General features: G+C 42.0%; 12 protein-coding genes. 6 read left to right on the forward strand and 6 right to left on the reverse strand.

The genetic code is table 11. The annotated features are described in order from the left end of the window. The first annotated feature begins 257 nt into the window (after positions 1 to 257). From FSB73_RS26865 to FSB73_RS16845, 4 genes are read left to right on the forward strand one after another with little or no spacing between them, the layout of a single operon-like run. A complete protein-coding gene (locus tag FSB73_RS26865) occupies positions 258 to 896 on the forward strand; it encodes a TonB-dependent receptor plug domain-containing protein (protein ID WP_146784805.1) in 639 nt (212 codons plus the stop codon). Positions 897 to 898: 2 nt separating this feature from the next. Further along, positions 899 to 3,442 carry a SusC/RagA family TonB-linked outer membrane protein gene (locus FSB73_RS16835; RefSeq protein WP_146784807.1) on the forward strand — a complete coding sequence of 848 codons (2,544 nt, stop codon included), beginning with the start codon at positions 899 to 901 and terminating at the stop codon, positions 3,440 to 3,442. 20 nt (positions 3,443 to 3,462) lie between these two features. After that, positions 3,463 to 5,112 (forward strand): RagB/SusD family nutrient uptake outer membrane protein, encoded by a 1,650-nt coding sequence (locus FSB73_RS16840; protein WP_146784810.1) that lies wholly within the window; start codon positions 3,463 to 3,465, stop codon positions 5,110 to 5,112. A gap of 17 nt (positions 5,113 to 5,129) precedes the next feature. Continuing rightward, complete coding sequence (locus tag FSB73_RS16845; RefSeq protein ID WP_146784813.1) at positions 5,130 to 6,407, forward strand: hypothetical protein; 1,278 nt, start codon at positions 5,130 to 5,132, stop codon at positions 6,405 to 6,407. Positions 6,408 to 6,774: 367 nt separating this feature from the next. Here FSB73_RS16845 and FSB73_RS16850 read toward each other — a convergent pair whose 3' ends face one another. From FSB73_RS16850 to smc, 3 genes are all read right to left on the reverse strand, one after another. Continuing rightward, complete coding sequence (locus FSB73_RS16850; protein ID WP_146784816.1) at positions 6,775 to 7,224, reverse strand: META domain-containing protein; 450 nt, start codon at positions 7,222 to 7,224, stop codon at positions 6,775 to 6,777. A gap of 62 nt (positions 7,225 to 7,286) precedes the next feature. Continuing rightward, positions 7,287 to 7,535 (reverse strand): hypothetical protein, encoded by a 249-nt coding sequence (locus tag FSB73_RS25350; RefSeq protein ID WP_225974100.1) that lies wholly within the window; start codon positions 7,533 to 7,535, stop codon positions 7,287 to 7,289. Then, on the reverse strand, positions 7,514 to 10,810 hold the full coding sequence (smc, locus tag FSB73_RS16855; protein WP_225974101.1) for a chromosome segregation protein SMC: 3,297 nt from the start codon (positions 10,808 to 10,810) through the stop codon (positions 7,514 to 7,516). The genes FSB73_RS25350 and smc overlap by 22 nt, the downstream gene beginning before the upstream one ends. A 298-nt stretch (positions 10,811 to 11,108) precedes the next feature. On the opposite strand from smc, the gene FSB73_RS26870 reads away from it, so the two are divergent. Then, positions 11,109 to 11,753 (forward strand): J domain-containing protein, encoded by a 645-nt coding sequence (locus FSB73_RS26870; protein WP_146784819.1) that lies wholly within the window; start codon positions 11,109 to 11,111, stop codon positions 11,751 to 11,753. Between the two features lie 130 nt (positions 11,754 to 11,883). Here FSB73_RS26870 and pyrR read toward each other — a convergent pair whose 3' ends face one another. After that, the gene (gene pyrR / locus FSB73_RS16865; protein ID WP_146784822.1) at positions 11,884 to 12,435 is read right to left on the reverse strand and encodes a bifunctional pyr operon transcriptional regulator/uracil phosphoribosyltransferase PyrR; all 552 of its coding nucleotides are present in this window, start codon (positions 12,433 to 12,435) and stop codon (positions 11,884 to 11,886) included. A 114-nt stretch (positions 12,436 to 12,549) separates the two neighbouring features. Between pyrR and FSB73_RS16870 the strand changes: the two genes are divergently transcribed. After that, a complete protein-coding gene (locus tag FSB73_RS16870) occupies positions 12,550 to 13,284 on the forward strand; it encodes an FKBP-type peptidyl-prolyl cis-trans isomerase (protein ID WP_146784825.1) in 735 nt (244 codons plus the stop codon). A 179-nt stretch (positions 13,285 to 13,463) separates the two neighbouring features. Here FSB73_RS16870 and FSB73_RS16875 read toward each other — a convergent pair whose 3' ends face one another. Both FSB73_RS16875 and hisS read right to left on the reverse strand, forming a co-directional pair. Further along, positions 13,464 to 14,087 carry a hypothetical protein gene (locus tag FSB73_RS16875; RefSeq protein WP_146784827.1) on the reverse strand — a complete coding sequence of 208 codons (624 nt, stop codon included), beginning with the start codon at positions 14,085 to 14,087 and terminating at the stop codon, positions 13,464 to 13,466. 17 nt (positions 14,088 to 14,104) lie between these two features. Continuing rightward, on the reverse strand, positions 14,105 to 15,490 hold the full coding sequence (hisS, locus tag FSB73_RS16880; protein ID WP_146784830.1) for a histidine--tRNA ligase: 1,386 nt from the start codon (positions 15,488 to 15,490) through the stop codon (positions 14,105 to 14,107). Positions 15,491 to 15,516 lie beyond the last annotated feature (26 nt).

Below are 15,516 nucleotides of genomic sequence, written 5' to 3' on the forward strand. Positions count from 1 at the left end.
GGATTCACACCAAAAACCTATTAAAAAATACTAGCCCCCTTTATTATATTAACAATTTAGGTTTTAGTTATTTTAAATTATGGATAATTAATTGATTGTGAATTTTTGTCTTTTTTAATTGTTAATATGTTTGGATTGGTCAAAATTAGATTATCGATTGCAATTGCTAAAAATTGTTAAGAATGGACAACGAATAGTTAAAAAAGTATTACAATTTGAAAGGGCGATCTTCTAATTTTGGTTAAAACTTACAAACAATGATTAAGGAAAAGTATTACAAATTATTGGCGTTCTTTTCATTCATCCTGATCACCGGAACTGTACTTGCCCAGACTCGGATTGTAAAAGGGAATGTGAAAGATGAGAATGGCCAGCCCCTGGAGCTGGTTTCGGTCTCAGAAGTGGGTGGTAAACACCAGGCCCTAACCGAAAAAAATGGTGATTTTAGTATTGAAGTGGCACCAGGCACTAAGTTTCTACAGTTTGTTTACACTGGTAAAACAAATGTGGTCAAAGCGTTTGAAATCGGAAAACCTTTGAATATTCAAATGGTTTCCACAGACTCCAAATTAAATGATGTTGTAGTGATTGGTTATGGTACCCAGAAAAGAGGAGATCTTAATGCGGCCGCCTCATCCATCAGTGCAAAGGATATTGAAAACTTACCAAATGCCAGTATTGACCAAATGATGCAGGGGAAGGCTGCCGGTGTGACGATCACCCAGAATTCGGGCCAACCTGGTAGTAACACCTCTGTTCATATCAGGGGGATAACCAGTTTTAATGGTTCTGAGCCCTTATATGTAATTGACGGCGTAGAAATGACCGGTTCTCAGGGGGGGAACAGCAGACGACTCCTGGTAGTTCACAGCAGGAAACGGGTGTCAGCCCACTAGCGATGTTAAATCCAAACGATATCGAATCTATTGACATCTTGAAAGATGCAGCGGCTACGGCCATTTATGGTAGCCGCGGTTCTAATGGGGTTGTATTTATTACCACAAAACATGGTAGAGGCTCAGCGGTTGTTTCTTATGATGGTTTTGTGGGAGCACAAAAACAGGGTAAACTTTTGGATGTAATGGATCTGCAGCAATATGCCAGGTTTGAAAGTGATCTGGCTAGGGCCTTTGGCATGCAACCCCGCTCTGAATTTGCCAATCCCGCTGCTTTAGGGAAAGGCACAGATTGGCAAAAGGCGATTTTCAATACAGCGCTGGAAACCAGTCATAATATCTCCGTGTCCGGTAATGCCAACAAAACGGATTATTATCTATCTGGTGGTTATTTTGACCAGGATGGTACGGTAACCGGATTTAATTTTAAAAGGTACACTTTCAGGGCAAATCTCAATTCCCAGGTAACCGATTGGTTAAAAATGGGCGGCACCTTTGGTGGGATGCGTAGCAATCAAGATATCGGCATGGGTGATAATACTGGGGTGATCTATTATGCGCTGCTTACACCACCTGATCAACCCGTTTATAATGCGGATGGCACCTTCGCAGGTCCGTCTGTCTCTTCAGACGGGACTGTGCTGGGCGGATTAAATCCGGTTCAACAGGCGCTTGCCAAAACCAATAACTTGGTGAGAAATCAAATTAATGGAAGTGTGTATGCGGAAATAAAATTTTTAAAAGGGTTTTCATTGCGCTCTGAGCTAAATGGCGATTTTCACTGGTCTGATAATCTGACATTCAATCCGACCTATAGCTATGGGTTAACAGGGACGGATCCCAGTAAATGGCAGTCTAATCAGACGGCTAGCATGGCTAGAAGAACCAGTAACAGTACCTATTGGAGTTGGAAAGAAATTCTGAACTACAACAACACATGGGGTAAACACAGCTTAAATGCAATGGCCGGACATGAAACCTGGTATTCCTATTATGATCAATTGGGTTTTTCAGGAACGGGCTTTGTTGCAGGCAATGATCTGAAAAGCATTGCTTTGGCTACAGAACAAAACCCAGCTACAGAATCGAACTCCACTTCAACGATGGAATCTTTTCTGGCCCGTGCTATTTATTCCTACGATAATAAATATAGTTTAACAGCAAATATCAGAAGAGATAAATCCTCCAACTTTGCCGATGGGTATAACGTAGCTTATTTCCCTGGTGTGGCAGCTTCCTGGAAAATATCCAATGAGCCCTTCTTCCAAAATGCGAAAGGCGTTATGGATAATTTTAAACTCAGGCTTAGTTATGGAACAACGGGTAATTCCAGCATTCCTGCATATGCTTATGGAGCAACTTTACATACGGTCCAGACTTGGCAAGGGGTCGGGTTTGTGGCTTCCAATGTGCCCAATCTTAAATTACAATGGGAAACGGCCATACAATCAAACTTAGGGATAGACTTTGGGTTTTTAGATGAACGCTTGTCAGGAAGTGCTGATTTTTATATAAAAACCTCCAAAGATTTTTTATTCCACCAACCGCTTCCTGCCTTTTTAGTTGGTGGTCCAAATGATTATGATGATCAGACTTCGGTAGTTTCCTCCCCTTATGTCAATGCAGGTAATATCCGTAATACAGGCTTTGAATTTACCATAAATAGTCGCAATATTACCCATGATAAATTTCAGTGGAATACGACTTTAACCTTTTCTCATTATAAAAACAAGGTGATGTCGCTCAATGGTGCTCCTGCCATTGTACAGTCAAAGTCGCTTGCTTATATCACCCTGGCCGATATTACCAGAACCATCGTTGGACAACCAGTAGGTGAATTTTATGGTTATAAGGTCAAAGGATTGGTGCAGACAGAAGATGACCTCAAGTGGTTGGCCCAGCATCCACAAAATGTTACTGGAACACCGCAGACGGTGACCAGCGACCGCACGAATGCGAATCACATCTGGTATGGAGATATTATGTATGAAGGTAATAATGATGGCGCGCAAAATACCAAATATGCGCTGGGCAGCCCCAATCCTGATTTTACTTATGGATTGACCAATACTTTTGATTATAAAAACTGGGAATTAAACGTATTTGTATATGGTTCCCAAGGCGGTAAAATCCTTAATGCATTGGCCATACAATTACAGGGTCTAAATAGTATGTATCAAAACCAACTGGCCTCTGCTGCTAATTATTGGACCACCGAAAATACGAATACCGATATTCCGGCTCCTTACGGTGGATTGGGGAATCCCAATGTAGTTATGTCAGACAGATGGTTAGAGAGCGCATCTTTTCTTAGAATTCAGAATGTAAGACTTGGTTATAATCTTCCTGATAAATTTGCCAAGAAACTAGCGCTTAAAAACCTCAAACTATATTTAAGTGGGCAGAATCTATTTGTTATTACTGGGTATTCAGGACTTGATCCGGAAATTGGATCTTATAACCAGGATCCAACACTCCAGAATGTTGATATAGGAAGGTATCCCTCTCCAAGAGTTTTCACTTTTGGTATCAATGCTCAATTTTAACCCCCTTAATTTGAACAGTTATGAAACGAAAAATAAATAAAATATTAGGATTTGCCTTGTTGTCAGGTGCCCTTTTGACAGGTTGCAGCAAGCGCTTTTTTGATCGGGTTCCAGGTACTTCTGTTACAACAGGTACGTATTATCAGACAGACGCGCAGTTAATGGCCGCTACAGCCCCACTCTACGGTACGCCTTGGTTTGGCTTTAATAATAAGTGTGGTTGGGCAATGACAGAAATTACCGGGGGCAATATGCGTACTTGGTCTTCGGATATTTCTATGTTTGGGTCTTTACCCGTGTCCAATGCAAATACGGAAGAAAGGACTTTATGGAATTCGCCATTTACGGTGGTCGCACAGTGTAATGCGCTGATCAATAATATTGCAAATGCTAACACTTCTGCAGTGACCCCTTCGGCATTGAGTAATGCATTAGGAGAGGCACATCTGATGCGGGGTGTTGCCTATTTTTACCTCGTAAGAACTTTTGGCAATGTTCCCCTCATTGAAAATACATCTGATTTTCTGGATAATTTTGACAGTGTTCCGACCCGGTCTATCCCGGATGTCTACAAATTTATCGTAAGGGACCTGAAATTTGCCGAGGCAAATTGTACGCCTGGTGTGGCTTCAACTGGACATGGTTCCAGTGGCTCTGCTTCTGCCATGCTGGCTAAAGTCTACCTTTATATGCAAAATTATGATAGTGCAAGAATTGAAGCAGAAAAAGTGATTAATAGTGGTGAATTTGCTTTAATGGATAACTTTGGAGATCTTTTCAGAGGGAATAATAATAATAACAAGGAATCTATCCTAGCCATGCAATGGATCTCAAATGGAGGATATGATTATGGTAACTCAATCCAAGCTTCATGGGCTTATAGCAATGCGATTACCCAAACCGGTGATGGATATGGATCCGCAGCGCCGACCATTGATCTGGTACGTGCATTTGAGAAAGAAGGTGGTGATACGGTGAGAAGACATTATACCATCATGTTGCCAGGCGAACATTATGCAGAACTCAATGCGAATAGCGGCGGTTATACATTGCCACTTTCGGCCAGTTCCCAAGGCACGCAGGCGCAACCCAAAAAATACGTGATCGGAGCACCGAGTGACCCAGATAATAGTCTTTATGGGACTGCCGCTCAGGCTGGTGGTAATAATACCTACATAATGCGGTATGCCGACGTATTATTGATCGAAGCAGAAGCAATTCTTGGTCAGCAGGCAAAGCCTGCAGCTGGTAAAGGGATTGATACTTCAGCGTCCACCTCGGATGCGACAGCGGTTAAATATTATAATATGGTTAGAAAACGTGCTGGTGCAGGGCAGGTTAAATCTTTCACCTATAGGGATTTACTGGGTGAACGAAGACTCGAATTTGCGCTGGAAATGGATTATTGGTTTGATCTGGGACGTGTGGATGGTTTTAAAGCAACCACTACTTCAAATGGCATGCAGACGGCCCCACATCCTGTAGGCAGAGCATTGATCGCTCAACAGGAAAGAGGCACCTATGAGAATACCTATCCAGATAAATCGGTCTTATATTCCTCCCATTTGACAGTGGCAGATAATGAGTTTTACTTCCTAGTGCCGGCCAATGAAGCCACCTCGGATCCAAAACTTTTAGAGGCACCTGTACCTTACGATTTTACTTGGTAACCAAAAAATAAACACAGATGAAACAAGCATATTTAATAGGAATATATACACTGCTACTGGGCGTTTTTATTCTCTCCTGTAATAAAAAGGATGATTATATGGATTATACACCCGGCAAGGGCGCTCCTACGATTACCTCTATTCATACTTTTAATCAGGTAAATTATAATGATACGACCATTACTGAACATACTTCGTATGATTCGGCTGGCAATGCGACCTCTTATACGGATACGACAATTGGTAATACGATTGTACCATTGGATTCTGCTACATCCTACGGAAATTTAGGTAATTATTATGTTATCCATGGGACTAATTTGGGATCTGCAACGGGCGTCTATTTTAACGGTACACAGGCATATTTTAATCGGGCAATGGGCACCGACGAAACCATTATTGTACAAATTCCAAGTAAAACGCCTTATCGCAAACCTCTTGCCGTGGATAGCGTTACCGTGACAAGTCTTTACGGAAAGGCTTCTTATCATTTTACCGTTTTAGCCCCTGCCCCAACGATTAATGCGACAGATGGCGTTTCTAATTATAATTTCAAAAACGGGAGTATAGATACGATATATGGCGTGGGGCTTGCCAGCACCAATAAAGTGTTTATAAGAGGGATCGGCTCTTCTGCTGCATCTAAAGGGTTAATGGATGAGGTAAGTGTCGTTTCGGTGAATGACTCAGTTATGGTGGTTAAATTCCCGGATAGTAAGATTACACAGGGGAATATGGTTTTTGCCTATACACAGACTGATGGAACAAAGGATACGGCCGTTTCTTCTACCGTATTTAATAATACAGACCGGGCCTATCAGATTTTTGCAAATGACAATACCCAAAACGGCTGGGGAAGCTGGTCCTGGGATGGCGCCGGAGGTATAACAAATGAATACTTTAAATCAGGAACTAAATCTTTTTATATGTTTTTTGCTGGAGGCGGCTGGAAAGTGGATGGATTTAGAACAGGCAGTGGTAGTGCCAGCGAAGGTCTGGCTTATTCGACAGACTGGCAATATCTGAGTTTTTGGATAAAAGGGGGAAATGTTGCCCAAACTTTATATATTAATTGGGGGGATGCTGGATTAGGTCAAAACGCACTAAACGATATAACCGTCGCAGCAAATAAATGGCAGTTCTTTAAAATCGCCATTCCAACACTAAAATGGAATACGACCAGTACTGCATGGGGAGACAACAAAAGTGCTTTTCTAAACACTGTCGGCTTTTTTATGAAAAGTAATGATGAGGATGAAACACTATATATTGATGATTTAATGCTCTTAAAATAGCTTATTACCTACATTTTGGCCTGTTTAATCTATGTTTGAATTGATTGATTTTTTATTTAGTCAAAATGTATTAAAGGAGGTTTATAATTTGGGATTGGATGTCAGTCTTTAAGCAACATGAAGTGAGGAGAAGCTTTTAATGGCTTCTCCTTTTCCTTTGTTGCTACAAGGATGTCCTCGTTGGCAAAAGGGTGGATATGGAATTTGACCCGCCTGTCACTTTGAAAATTTTGTCATAGTATAAATTAAGAACTAAATGTGGTCTAAGGAATTTATCTGACCGTTTTTTGTTGTAAAGACAATGGGGGCAATCACTATTTAGTGATTGCCCCCATTGTCTTTACAATTAATTGTAGGATATCTAAGTTTAATCTGCCTTTCTGAAGGTCATCAGTAATTTATTGTCCTGGTATAAATACAGAAAGCCGGCAGTGATTTTATATTTATTGACCAGAACCAGATTGCGGATATAGCCGACCTCTATTTTACCACAGTCCTCCCCTACGCAGGCCATCATGGTAGAGGCTAGTGGTCCTAATTTGATATGATGGTTTTTTCCCGTTTTAAAGGGCCCAAAATAATTGTTGCAACCAGAATAACCATTGACCCCTTTTTCCGTAAAGGTGATATTTAATGGCTTTTTAATATTACAACCCATCTGATCCTTCCCTTCTTTGCCCTGTAAAACCCAATTATGCATTAAAGCTTTCTTTTTTAATGCAGCATTTTTGGCGGTTCCACATCCGGCGGTTAGAAACAGCAGGCAAATGCTCAAAACGATACATCCAGTGGCGGTTGTTATCTTAGTTATTTTCATCTTAGGTGTTTTAAGTTGTTCAAAAAATTGGGACGGTTCACCTTTGCTAAAGTCCCTTTTGTTTAATTCAGATTGCGGAAATCTACCGGTACCAGTTTGCTGACACCCGGTTCCTGCATGGTTACGCCATAAACAACATCTACAGCACTCATCGTTTGTTTATTGTGGGTGACAATAATAAACTGAGAGTTTTCTGAAAACTTCTGGATCATCTGGGTAAATTTACCTACATTGGCATCATCCAGTGGGGCGTCCACCTCATCCAGAATACAGAACGGTGCCGGTTTGATCAGATAGATAGCAAACAGCAAGGCTGTTGCCGTAAGCGTCTTTTCTCCCCACTGAGCTGCGTAATGGAAGATGGACGCTTTCCTTTAGGTTTTGCCATAATATCAATACCGGTGTCGGCTAAATTTTCTGGATCCATCAACACCATATCGGCTGTATCTTCTTCAGTAAACAAGGCCTTAAATACACGCTGGAAGTTCTCTCTGACCTGATTAAAGGTGTTCAGGAACTGTTGGTTAGCGGCTGTTTCTACTTCCTGAATGGTCTGCAACAGGCTTTCTTTGGCGGTGACCAAATCATTTTTCTGCTCCAGTATAAACTCATAGCGCTTTTTCATTTCTGTAAAGGCTTCGATGGCTGTCGGGTTGACTTCACCCATATTATCCAGCCTTTTTTTAAGTCTTTCCGTATTTGCCTGGAGTTGATCAAGAGGTGTGTTGGTCTCACGGGGTTCATCCAGGATTTCATCCAGATCCACTTTAAACTCCACACTTAAACGTTCTTTCATGCCAGCCAGGTGCAATTTTAACTCATTGAGCTTGTCTTTTAGACCGCTGAGTTGCATATCCAACTGCTCCCTTTGCTTGGTTTTCTGGCGAATTTCCGTTTCCTGTTTTTCAAGGGCGGTCCGGATGCCATAAAAGTTTCTATCTGCGATATCTAGCGCTTCTTTATCTGTTTGTTTTTGCTCTGTCAGATCTTCCACGATTTGGATGGCGTCTTGGAGTAACTCCTCTGCAGTCTGTATTTCCTGACTGGAATGTTGTAATTGATCCGCATTGGAGGCTACTTGCTGGCGTAGTTCCACCAATTGGTTTTCCTTGAAAACCAATTCTTGTTTCAATGCATCGATTTTACTTTGCTGACGGGTCAGTTGCAGATTAACGTCGTTGTGACTGGCGGAGGCAAAATTAAAGTCCTGCTCGGCCTGATAATAATCCTTTTGGATCAACTGAATTTCTTCAGAGATCTGCTTGAGGTTTTTGTTTAGTTCATCCAACCCTTCTCTTGTGGAAGAAATCGCATCTTTTTCTTCTTCTAGTCTGGCTTCAATTTCTTCCAGACGAGCCGTAGCGTTTTGCTGGGTTGCCTGCAGATTCTCTATTTTATTTTGGGTCGCAAAAATCTGATTGGACAGTTGATTGATCTCATTTTCTGCAACTTTTATTTCCCTTTCTTTCAGCTGCTCATTAAAGCGTAATACATCTTGTTGTTTTTTCTGGATTTCTGTTTTCAGGGCACCCACGACGGCGTCCTGGAATACAATCTCGTCGGCTAATTTCTCCAGATTTTTCGCCCGACCGATTTTCTTTCCTTCAAATAAGCCAATACTACCCCCTGACAGCGTGAATTTACCTTTTACAAATTTGCCGTTTTTGTCCAGTAGCACGGCTGAGGCAATATCCGCATTCTGCAAAGCACTACTGTCTTCAGCGATATATACATGCTCGAGCAGGTAGGCCGCCAGTTTCTGATAAGGCTCATCCACCTCAATTACATCCATAGCATGGATGGTATTGGGTAAGGCCTCCGTAGCAGATTCATAATGCGCGATCTTATCGAGCAAGAAGAAATTGGCCTTTCCTTTTTTGTTTTCGTCTAGTAAAGAAATGGCCTGTAAGCCCTGTTCCATATCTTTGACAACATAGTAATTCAGGTATGGCTCCAGTACGTTTTCAAGAGCGGCGCGGTACGCTTCTTCTACATAAATAATATCCGATAAAATCGGCGCTTTATGATCCCAGTCTTTATTGTTGTGCAAAAACTTAACGCTCTCTGGATAGCCTTCCATGGAGTCAATCAGGCTTTTGAGCAGATCATGCTCGTTGCGTTTGGAATCAAGGGTTCTTGATTCAGCGGCTAATTCCCCTCTCATCTCCTCTAATTCGGTTTGTGTAGAGAAGATAGCGGCCTTGGCCGCCTCATGCTGATCCTGCATCTGGGCCAGCTGGTCTTGTTGTATTTCGAGGTTTTCCTGTTTTTCTTCCAGCTCCCGGGTCAATTGTCCCAATTGATCTTTTCTATGGATAATCTCCTCAGAAATCTGTGCCTGGGATCTGGTCAGGTTCTGGATGGAAGTATCTGCAACGGCAACTTTCTTTTCTGCGTCAAACTGATTACGTTGCACGGCCAAATGACCTGTACGCAGAGATTCTGCCTTTTCTCTTTTTTCCTCGAAAATAACGCGCTTTTCTTCAATACTATCTTTTGCATCCAGGGCTTTTTCCTGCAAAGATACCTGGGCAGTTTGTGCCTCTTCCAGTTGTTCTTTGGTAAATTCAATGGACTCTTCAAGTGTCGCTACCTTCACCTCGGATTGGGCTAGAAAGTCTTTTAAACTTTGTTCTTTTTCTTTTAGATATTGTAATTTCTGGTTGGCCAGATTGCGATCATTTTCCTTTGTTCTAAGCGACTGCTGCAGTTCATTAAAGGCCTGCTGCTTGAGCTGCAAATCTCTTTCCTGATCGTGGTGACTGGCTTTTTCATTCTCATAGGCCAGCTCCATTGCCTGGACTTCTGATTCCAGCAGATTTCGCTGCTCGGAGCCAGTGGACTGCTGTTCGTTAAGTTCTTTGTATTCAATATTAAATCCTTCAAGTGCCGCCTTGGCCAGTTCAATAGAGAGTGCTCTATAATCTTTTTTGATTTCAAAGAATTTCTCAGCTTTTCTAGCCTGGCTTTCCAGGCTTTTGAGCTGGTTATTGATTTCAAAGAGCAGATCCTCGATTCTGTTTAAATCCTGCTCGGTGGCGTCCAGCTTTTGCTTGGCTTCTTTTTTACGGGTTTTGTAGATGGTAATACCTGCGGCCTGTTCCAGCATTCTTCTACGGCTATGCTCCTTGTCCTTGATAATATCATCCACCATGCCCAGTTCAATGATGGCATAGCTGTCTGTACTGATACCGGTATCCATAAAAAGATTCTGGATATCTTTCAACCTGCACGTGACATCATTTAAGCGGTATTCACTGTCTCCGTTCTTATAAAATCTTCTGGTGACGGTAACGGTGGTAAATTCAACAGGCAATAAGCCTCGGTTATTTTCAAAAGTCAGGCTGACCTCGGCTAGTCCACTCGCACTTCTGCTTTTAGACCCATTGAAAACCAGTGCTTCCAGATTCTCACTTCTTAGGGCAGAGATCTTCTGTTCCCCGATAACCCAACGGATGCTGTCAATGATATTGCTCTTGCCGCAACCGTTCGGCCCGATGATCCCGGTGATCCCCTGGTCAAAATTGACGACCGTTTTGTCGGCAAAGCTCTTAAATCCTTTTACTTCTAGTTGTTTTAAACGCACGTGTACTGCTTTTTATATAGACTGCGAACTTACGTTAAAACCTTTAATTTTTGGGTTAAAAATGCAGGTAGTGGGTAAAAGGTGGAAAAACAGTTGGAATCAGTGCATAACGCTCAAATAAATCGTTAAATTTGCGTAATAATATACAATGTAAAGCACTTAAAAATGTTCAAATATTATTTATTTTAATTAATTGTAATTGATCTATAATTAGAATGCTATACAAATTATTATTGACTATATAAAAGTGATTGATTTCGATTGATTCCATGAGTGGCAAATCACCTAATTTTGCCCGGTGCAGAAAAAAAATTATTACCAGATACTAGGGGTAGCTCCTGGCGCCAGCGCCGCAGAAATCAAGGCGGCTTATCGGCGGCTGGCCCTTATCTATCACCCCGATAAAAATAGCGACGATCCTACTACAGGGTATATTTTCCAGGAAATCAATGAGGCCTATCAAGTCCTTTCAGATAGATCTACCAGAGCCGATTATCACCGGCGTTTCGAGGCGGAGGGTCGGGGTTTTAAATCAGGTCAGACAGTCTTTTTCAGTGCAGAATTGCTGGTGGTCAAATTAGGCCATATGAAAAAGGCGCTTGCAGAAACCGATCCTTACAGAATGAACACAGATGCGGTGTTCGAGGAGCTGCAACAGCTTTTTTCTGCTTATCACCTGTCCATTTTGCAAAAGGAAAATAATAAGGAGATGACAGGTCAAATTACGCAAAATTGTTTGGATATAATCATCTATCTATCTAAAAATGAGCAGCTTCAAATAATTCAGGATTTAGAAAAACTGCCAGGTATAGAGGAGGGTCAGTTGAATGACTTCATAAAAAAGCAAAAACAAAAATGGTTCTGGGATAGGTATAGGACACCACTGGTCATAGTGTTAACCATTGCCCTTTGTTGTTTATTGTTTGAAGTGTTGCATTTATAACAGGTGGCCGGATCAGCAAAAAGGCAATAATTGAAAAATAATTAGCATTTAGTGGGGCTGGTCTGAATAGAAATGATACCCAGTTATTCACTCAGTTTACCATTCGTTTTTCAGTTTGGAGCAGTGCCAATCAGCCCTTGTCAGCGTCAGCCTCTTCCTTACTGAGTAGCTCAACGGCATTTCTGCCGTCCTTTTCTTCCCAGTACACCTTTACTTTCTGGTCATGATAGGTATCGATAGATCGGCCTATATAATTAGGTTGAATGGGCAACTGCCTGCTGAAACGCCTGTCAATCAATACACAGAGTTCGACACTGGCCGGCCGGCCAAAGTCCAGTAAAGCGTCCAGTGCGGCGCGTATGGTGCGCCCAGTCCACAGGACATCATCGATTAGAATAACCGATTTGTTTTCAATACTAAAATTGATATCCGTTTCATTGGCAATATGGATGGAACTGCGGATATCATCTCTGTAAAAGGTAATATCCAGTTTGCCATAATCGATCCTGCTTTTATCTACAATTGTTTTTAAAACCTCAACGATCCGGTTACTCACAAAGATACCACGGGGCTGCAGTCCAATCAGCACCGTATTTTCCAGATCCAGGTGGTTTTCGACGATCTGATGGGCTAATCTTTGAATGGTTAGGTTGACTTGTCCGGGTGTTAAGAGTGATTTCATGAATAATTTATTTATCGCCTTAAAGGTATTACCAAAAAGGTACGAAATTAACAGGAATTACAAAAATACTTGAACTGAATCATTTACATTCGCGTTTTATAAATTTTAATTTTTATGCGCAAGATTCTGATCACTATTTGTTTGGGGGTAACGCTGTCAGCTGGAACCATTTATGCCCAAAATTCCAGTGCCGCTAAAAAGGCAGTGAATCCCACCACACACGTTAGCGGGACAGCAGTGACGCCCACTTTGTCTACTTTTAATGATACCATTAGCTATGCCCTGGGGCTTAGTCTGGCAAAATTCTACCAGCAGCAAGGTGCCACGCATATTAATGCAAAATTACTCAGTCAGGCAGTGGATGCTGTTTTCAAAAAAGACAGTGTTTTGTTTACAGACCAGGAAATAGCCGGTATTCTGATGAATGCTGATCAGCGTTTTTCTGCAGAAAAAGCGGCAGGTGCCAAAAAAGAAGGCGCTGCATTTATGGCCAAAAATAAAACCCGTCCAGGCGTAACCACCTTGCCCGATGGTCTTCAATATGAAATTATGCGCGAAGGTACCGGAGCCGTTCCAACAGATACCAGCAACGTAAAAGTAAATTATAAAGGGATGCTACTCAGTGGTGCAGAATTCGATAACTCTTACAAAAGAGGTGAACCGCTGGATTTAAATGTAAATCAGGTGATCAAAGGCTGGACAGAAGCCTTACAGCTGATGCACGAAGGCGCAAAATGGAAAATATATGTTCCCTCTGATCTGGCTTATGGAGACCGTGGTGCTGGTGATGCTATTCCTGCTGGCGCAACGCTTATCTTTGAAATTGAACTGCTGAAAATCAACCATTAATTTGCAGCAAATGCTTTGGCTTTGGAGGGTAAAAAGCATTTCCGATTAACCTATCTCCATTTATATTATTTTAACTCGTTTTTGAAAAGTGAAAAGCAGCTTTGTTTATGTTCAAATAAACAAAGCTGCTTTTCACTTTTTTTTGAAGCTTTTATTTGGATATCTATTCCCAATAAAAGCTATTTATAGTAATTCTCGTCCAGATAGAAATAGCCATCGGCTTTTTTCCAGTACCAGAACTTATCGTTGTATTTGTAATAATAGCCCTTGCGTCCTTTTTTGGCCAGATTATCGGGAACAAACAACACTCTTGGAGGAATCTGCTTAAAACGATAGGCCAGATTTTTGGCCTGATCCGGTGTAAAAGCCCGGATAGATTGGTTTAGGGAATCCAGGTTATGGGATACGGTAGGTGGCAAATTAAGACTATCAATCAGCAGTTTACCTCTACTGTCTATAACGACTACTGGTTCTGCCAGGTAATGTGCGGCTGCAGCGAGGCTATCAGCGTTGGCAGCAGCTGCATTTACGGAATCCAGATTACGCCCATAAGAGTCCGTAATGACTTTGCCCCGATCGTTATTTGGCTGATGTATGTTTCCAAGCTTGCTGACCTGATTTGAATCAATGACGGTGGCTCTTTTTACATATTGTTCATGTCCTGGTCTTGGTCGGTCTGGCGTTACCTTGGGCGCTAATTTTTTCCCTTCGGCCGATTTAGCGGGAATATTTCTTCGGCCACAGGCCGCCAGAAGCATACAGGCTGCGCTTATAATAAGACAGGTGTAAGTCAATTTTCTCATGATATCTGTTTTTATGGTCACTTGCCTTGTCTTTGGGTGTGTAGCGCCTCGGCTATCAGGAGGGTATCCTGACTATCCATGCGCTCTTGCCAACCGCTAGGCAGGTGTTTAATCGTTATTTTCTTTTCATTAATTTCTTCTGAGCCAACAATGGCGACATAAGGGATGCCTTTTTTCTCGGCGTATTTAAACTGTTTGTCAAATTTGACGCTTTCGTGATAGACTTCTGTACGGATGCCTGCCTGCCTTAACCCTTGAATCAAGGGGTAGGCTCCTTTGATTTCGCTGTCACCCAGGTTAAAGAATAAGACTTCAGTGCCTGGACTAAGTTTACCCTCGAACAGGTTTAATTCTTCCATGACGTCGTAAATGCGGTCGATGCCAAAACTAATGCCTACGCCCGGGATATCCTTCACCCCAAATAAACCGGTCAGGTCATCATATCTGCCTCCACCTCCGATACTGCCCATTTTGACTGTACTGGCTTTTATCTCAAAAATGGTTCCAGTATAATAATTCAGGCCTCGGGCCAGCGTGAAATCCAGCTCGAGCGACTGAACGCTCCCCTTGGTAAAGTCCAGTAAATAGCGGAGTTCAGCTATTCCTTTAAGGGCCTGGGTGCTGGTGGATAATAATTTTTCTATTTGCAGGAGTTTATCTTCATTACTACCTTCTATTTGCAAATATTGCTCAATTGTCTGGATCTGGGTGGCGCTTAGACCACGCGTCGTTAATTCTTCTTTTACCTTTTCCAGACCTATTTTATCCAGTTTATCAATGGCAACGGTAATATCTGTTAACTGCTCCAGACCTCCGCATACTTCTGCCAGGCCAGCCAGTATTTTGCGGTTGTTGATTTTGATGGAAACCCCAATCTGCAGCTGTTGGAATGCCTGGTCATAAATATGAATCAACTCAACTTCATTGAGCAAAGAGCTGCTGCCTACTACATCGCAATCACACTGATAGAATTCCCTATAACGACCTCTTTGTGGCCGGTCTGCCCGCCAGACAGGCTGAATCTGATAGCGTTTGAAGGGAAATGTCAGGCTGCCGTGGTTCATGGCTACATAACGCGCAAAAGGAATGGTCAGATCATAGCGAAGTGCTCTTTCTGTTAATTGTTTATTCCATTTTCCTTCCAGTACGTCTTCCAGCGCCTGTCTGGTTTTTTCTTCTTTATTTGGGTTATCCAGTCCGTTATTCAGGATTTTAAAAATCAACTTGTCTCCTTCCTGACCATATTTACCCATGAGTGTGTCAATATTCTCCATGGCAGGTGTTTCCAGTGGCTGGAAGCCATAACGTTCAAAGATTTGCCGGATGGTATCAAATATATATTGTCTTTTGCGCACCACTTCGTGTGAAAAGTCACGGGTGCCTTGTGGCAAAGATGGTTTCATGTAATTTGAATAATAATTGCGAAAAA

It is taken from the genome of Arachidicoccus ginsenosidivorans (assembly GCF_007971385.1).
GTDB classification, from domain to species: Bacteria; Bacteroidota; Bacteroidia; order Chitinophagales; family Chitinophagaceae; genus Arachidicoccus; species Arachidicoccus ginsenosidivorans.

Coding starts and splice junctions, on each gene's coding strand:
- FSB73_RS16870 (WP_146784825.1), top strand. CDS start 12,550: ATGCGCAAGATTCTGATCACTATTTGTTTGGGGGTAACGCTGTCAGCT.
- FSB73_RS16875 (WP_146784827.1), bottom strand. CDS start 14,087: ATGAGAAAATTGACTTACACCTGTCTTATTATAAGCGCAGCCTGTATG.
- hisS (WP_146784830.1), bottom strand. CDS start 15,490: ATGAAACCATCTTTGCCACAAGGCACCCGTGACTTTTCACACGAAGTG.
- FSB73_RS16840 (WP_146784810.1), top strand. CDS start 3,463: ATGAAACGAAAAATAAATAAAATATTAGGATTTGCCTTGTTGTCAGGT.
- FSB73_RS16850 (WP_146784816.1), bottom strand. CDS start 7,224: ATGAAAATAACTAAGATAACAACCGCCACTGGATGTATCGTTTTGAGC.
- pyrR (WP_146784822.1), bottom strand. CDS start 12,435: ATGAAATCACTCTTAACACCCGGACAAGTCAACCTAACCATTCAAAGA.
- FSB73_RS16845 (WP_146784813.1), top strand. CDS start 5,130: ATGAAACAAGCATATTTAATAGGAATATATACACTGCTACTGGGCGTT.
- FSB73_RS26865 (WP_146784805.1), top strand. CDS start 258: ATGATTAAGGAAAAGTATTACAAATTATTGGCGTTCTTTTCATTCATC.
- FSB73_RS16835 (WP_146784807.1), top strand. CDS start 899: ATGTTAAATCCAAACGATATCGAATCTATTGACATCTTGAAAGATGCA.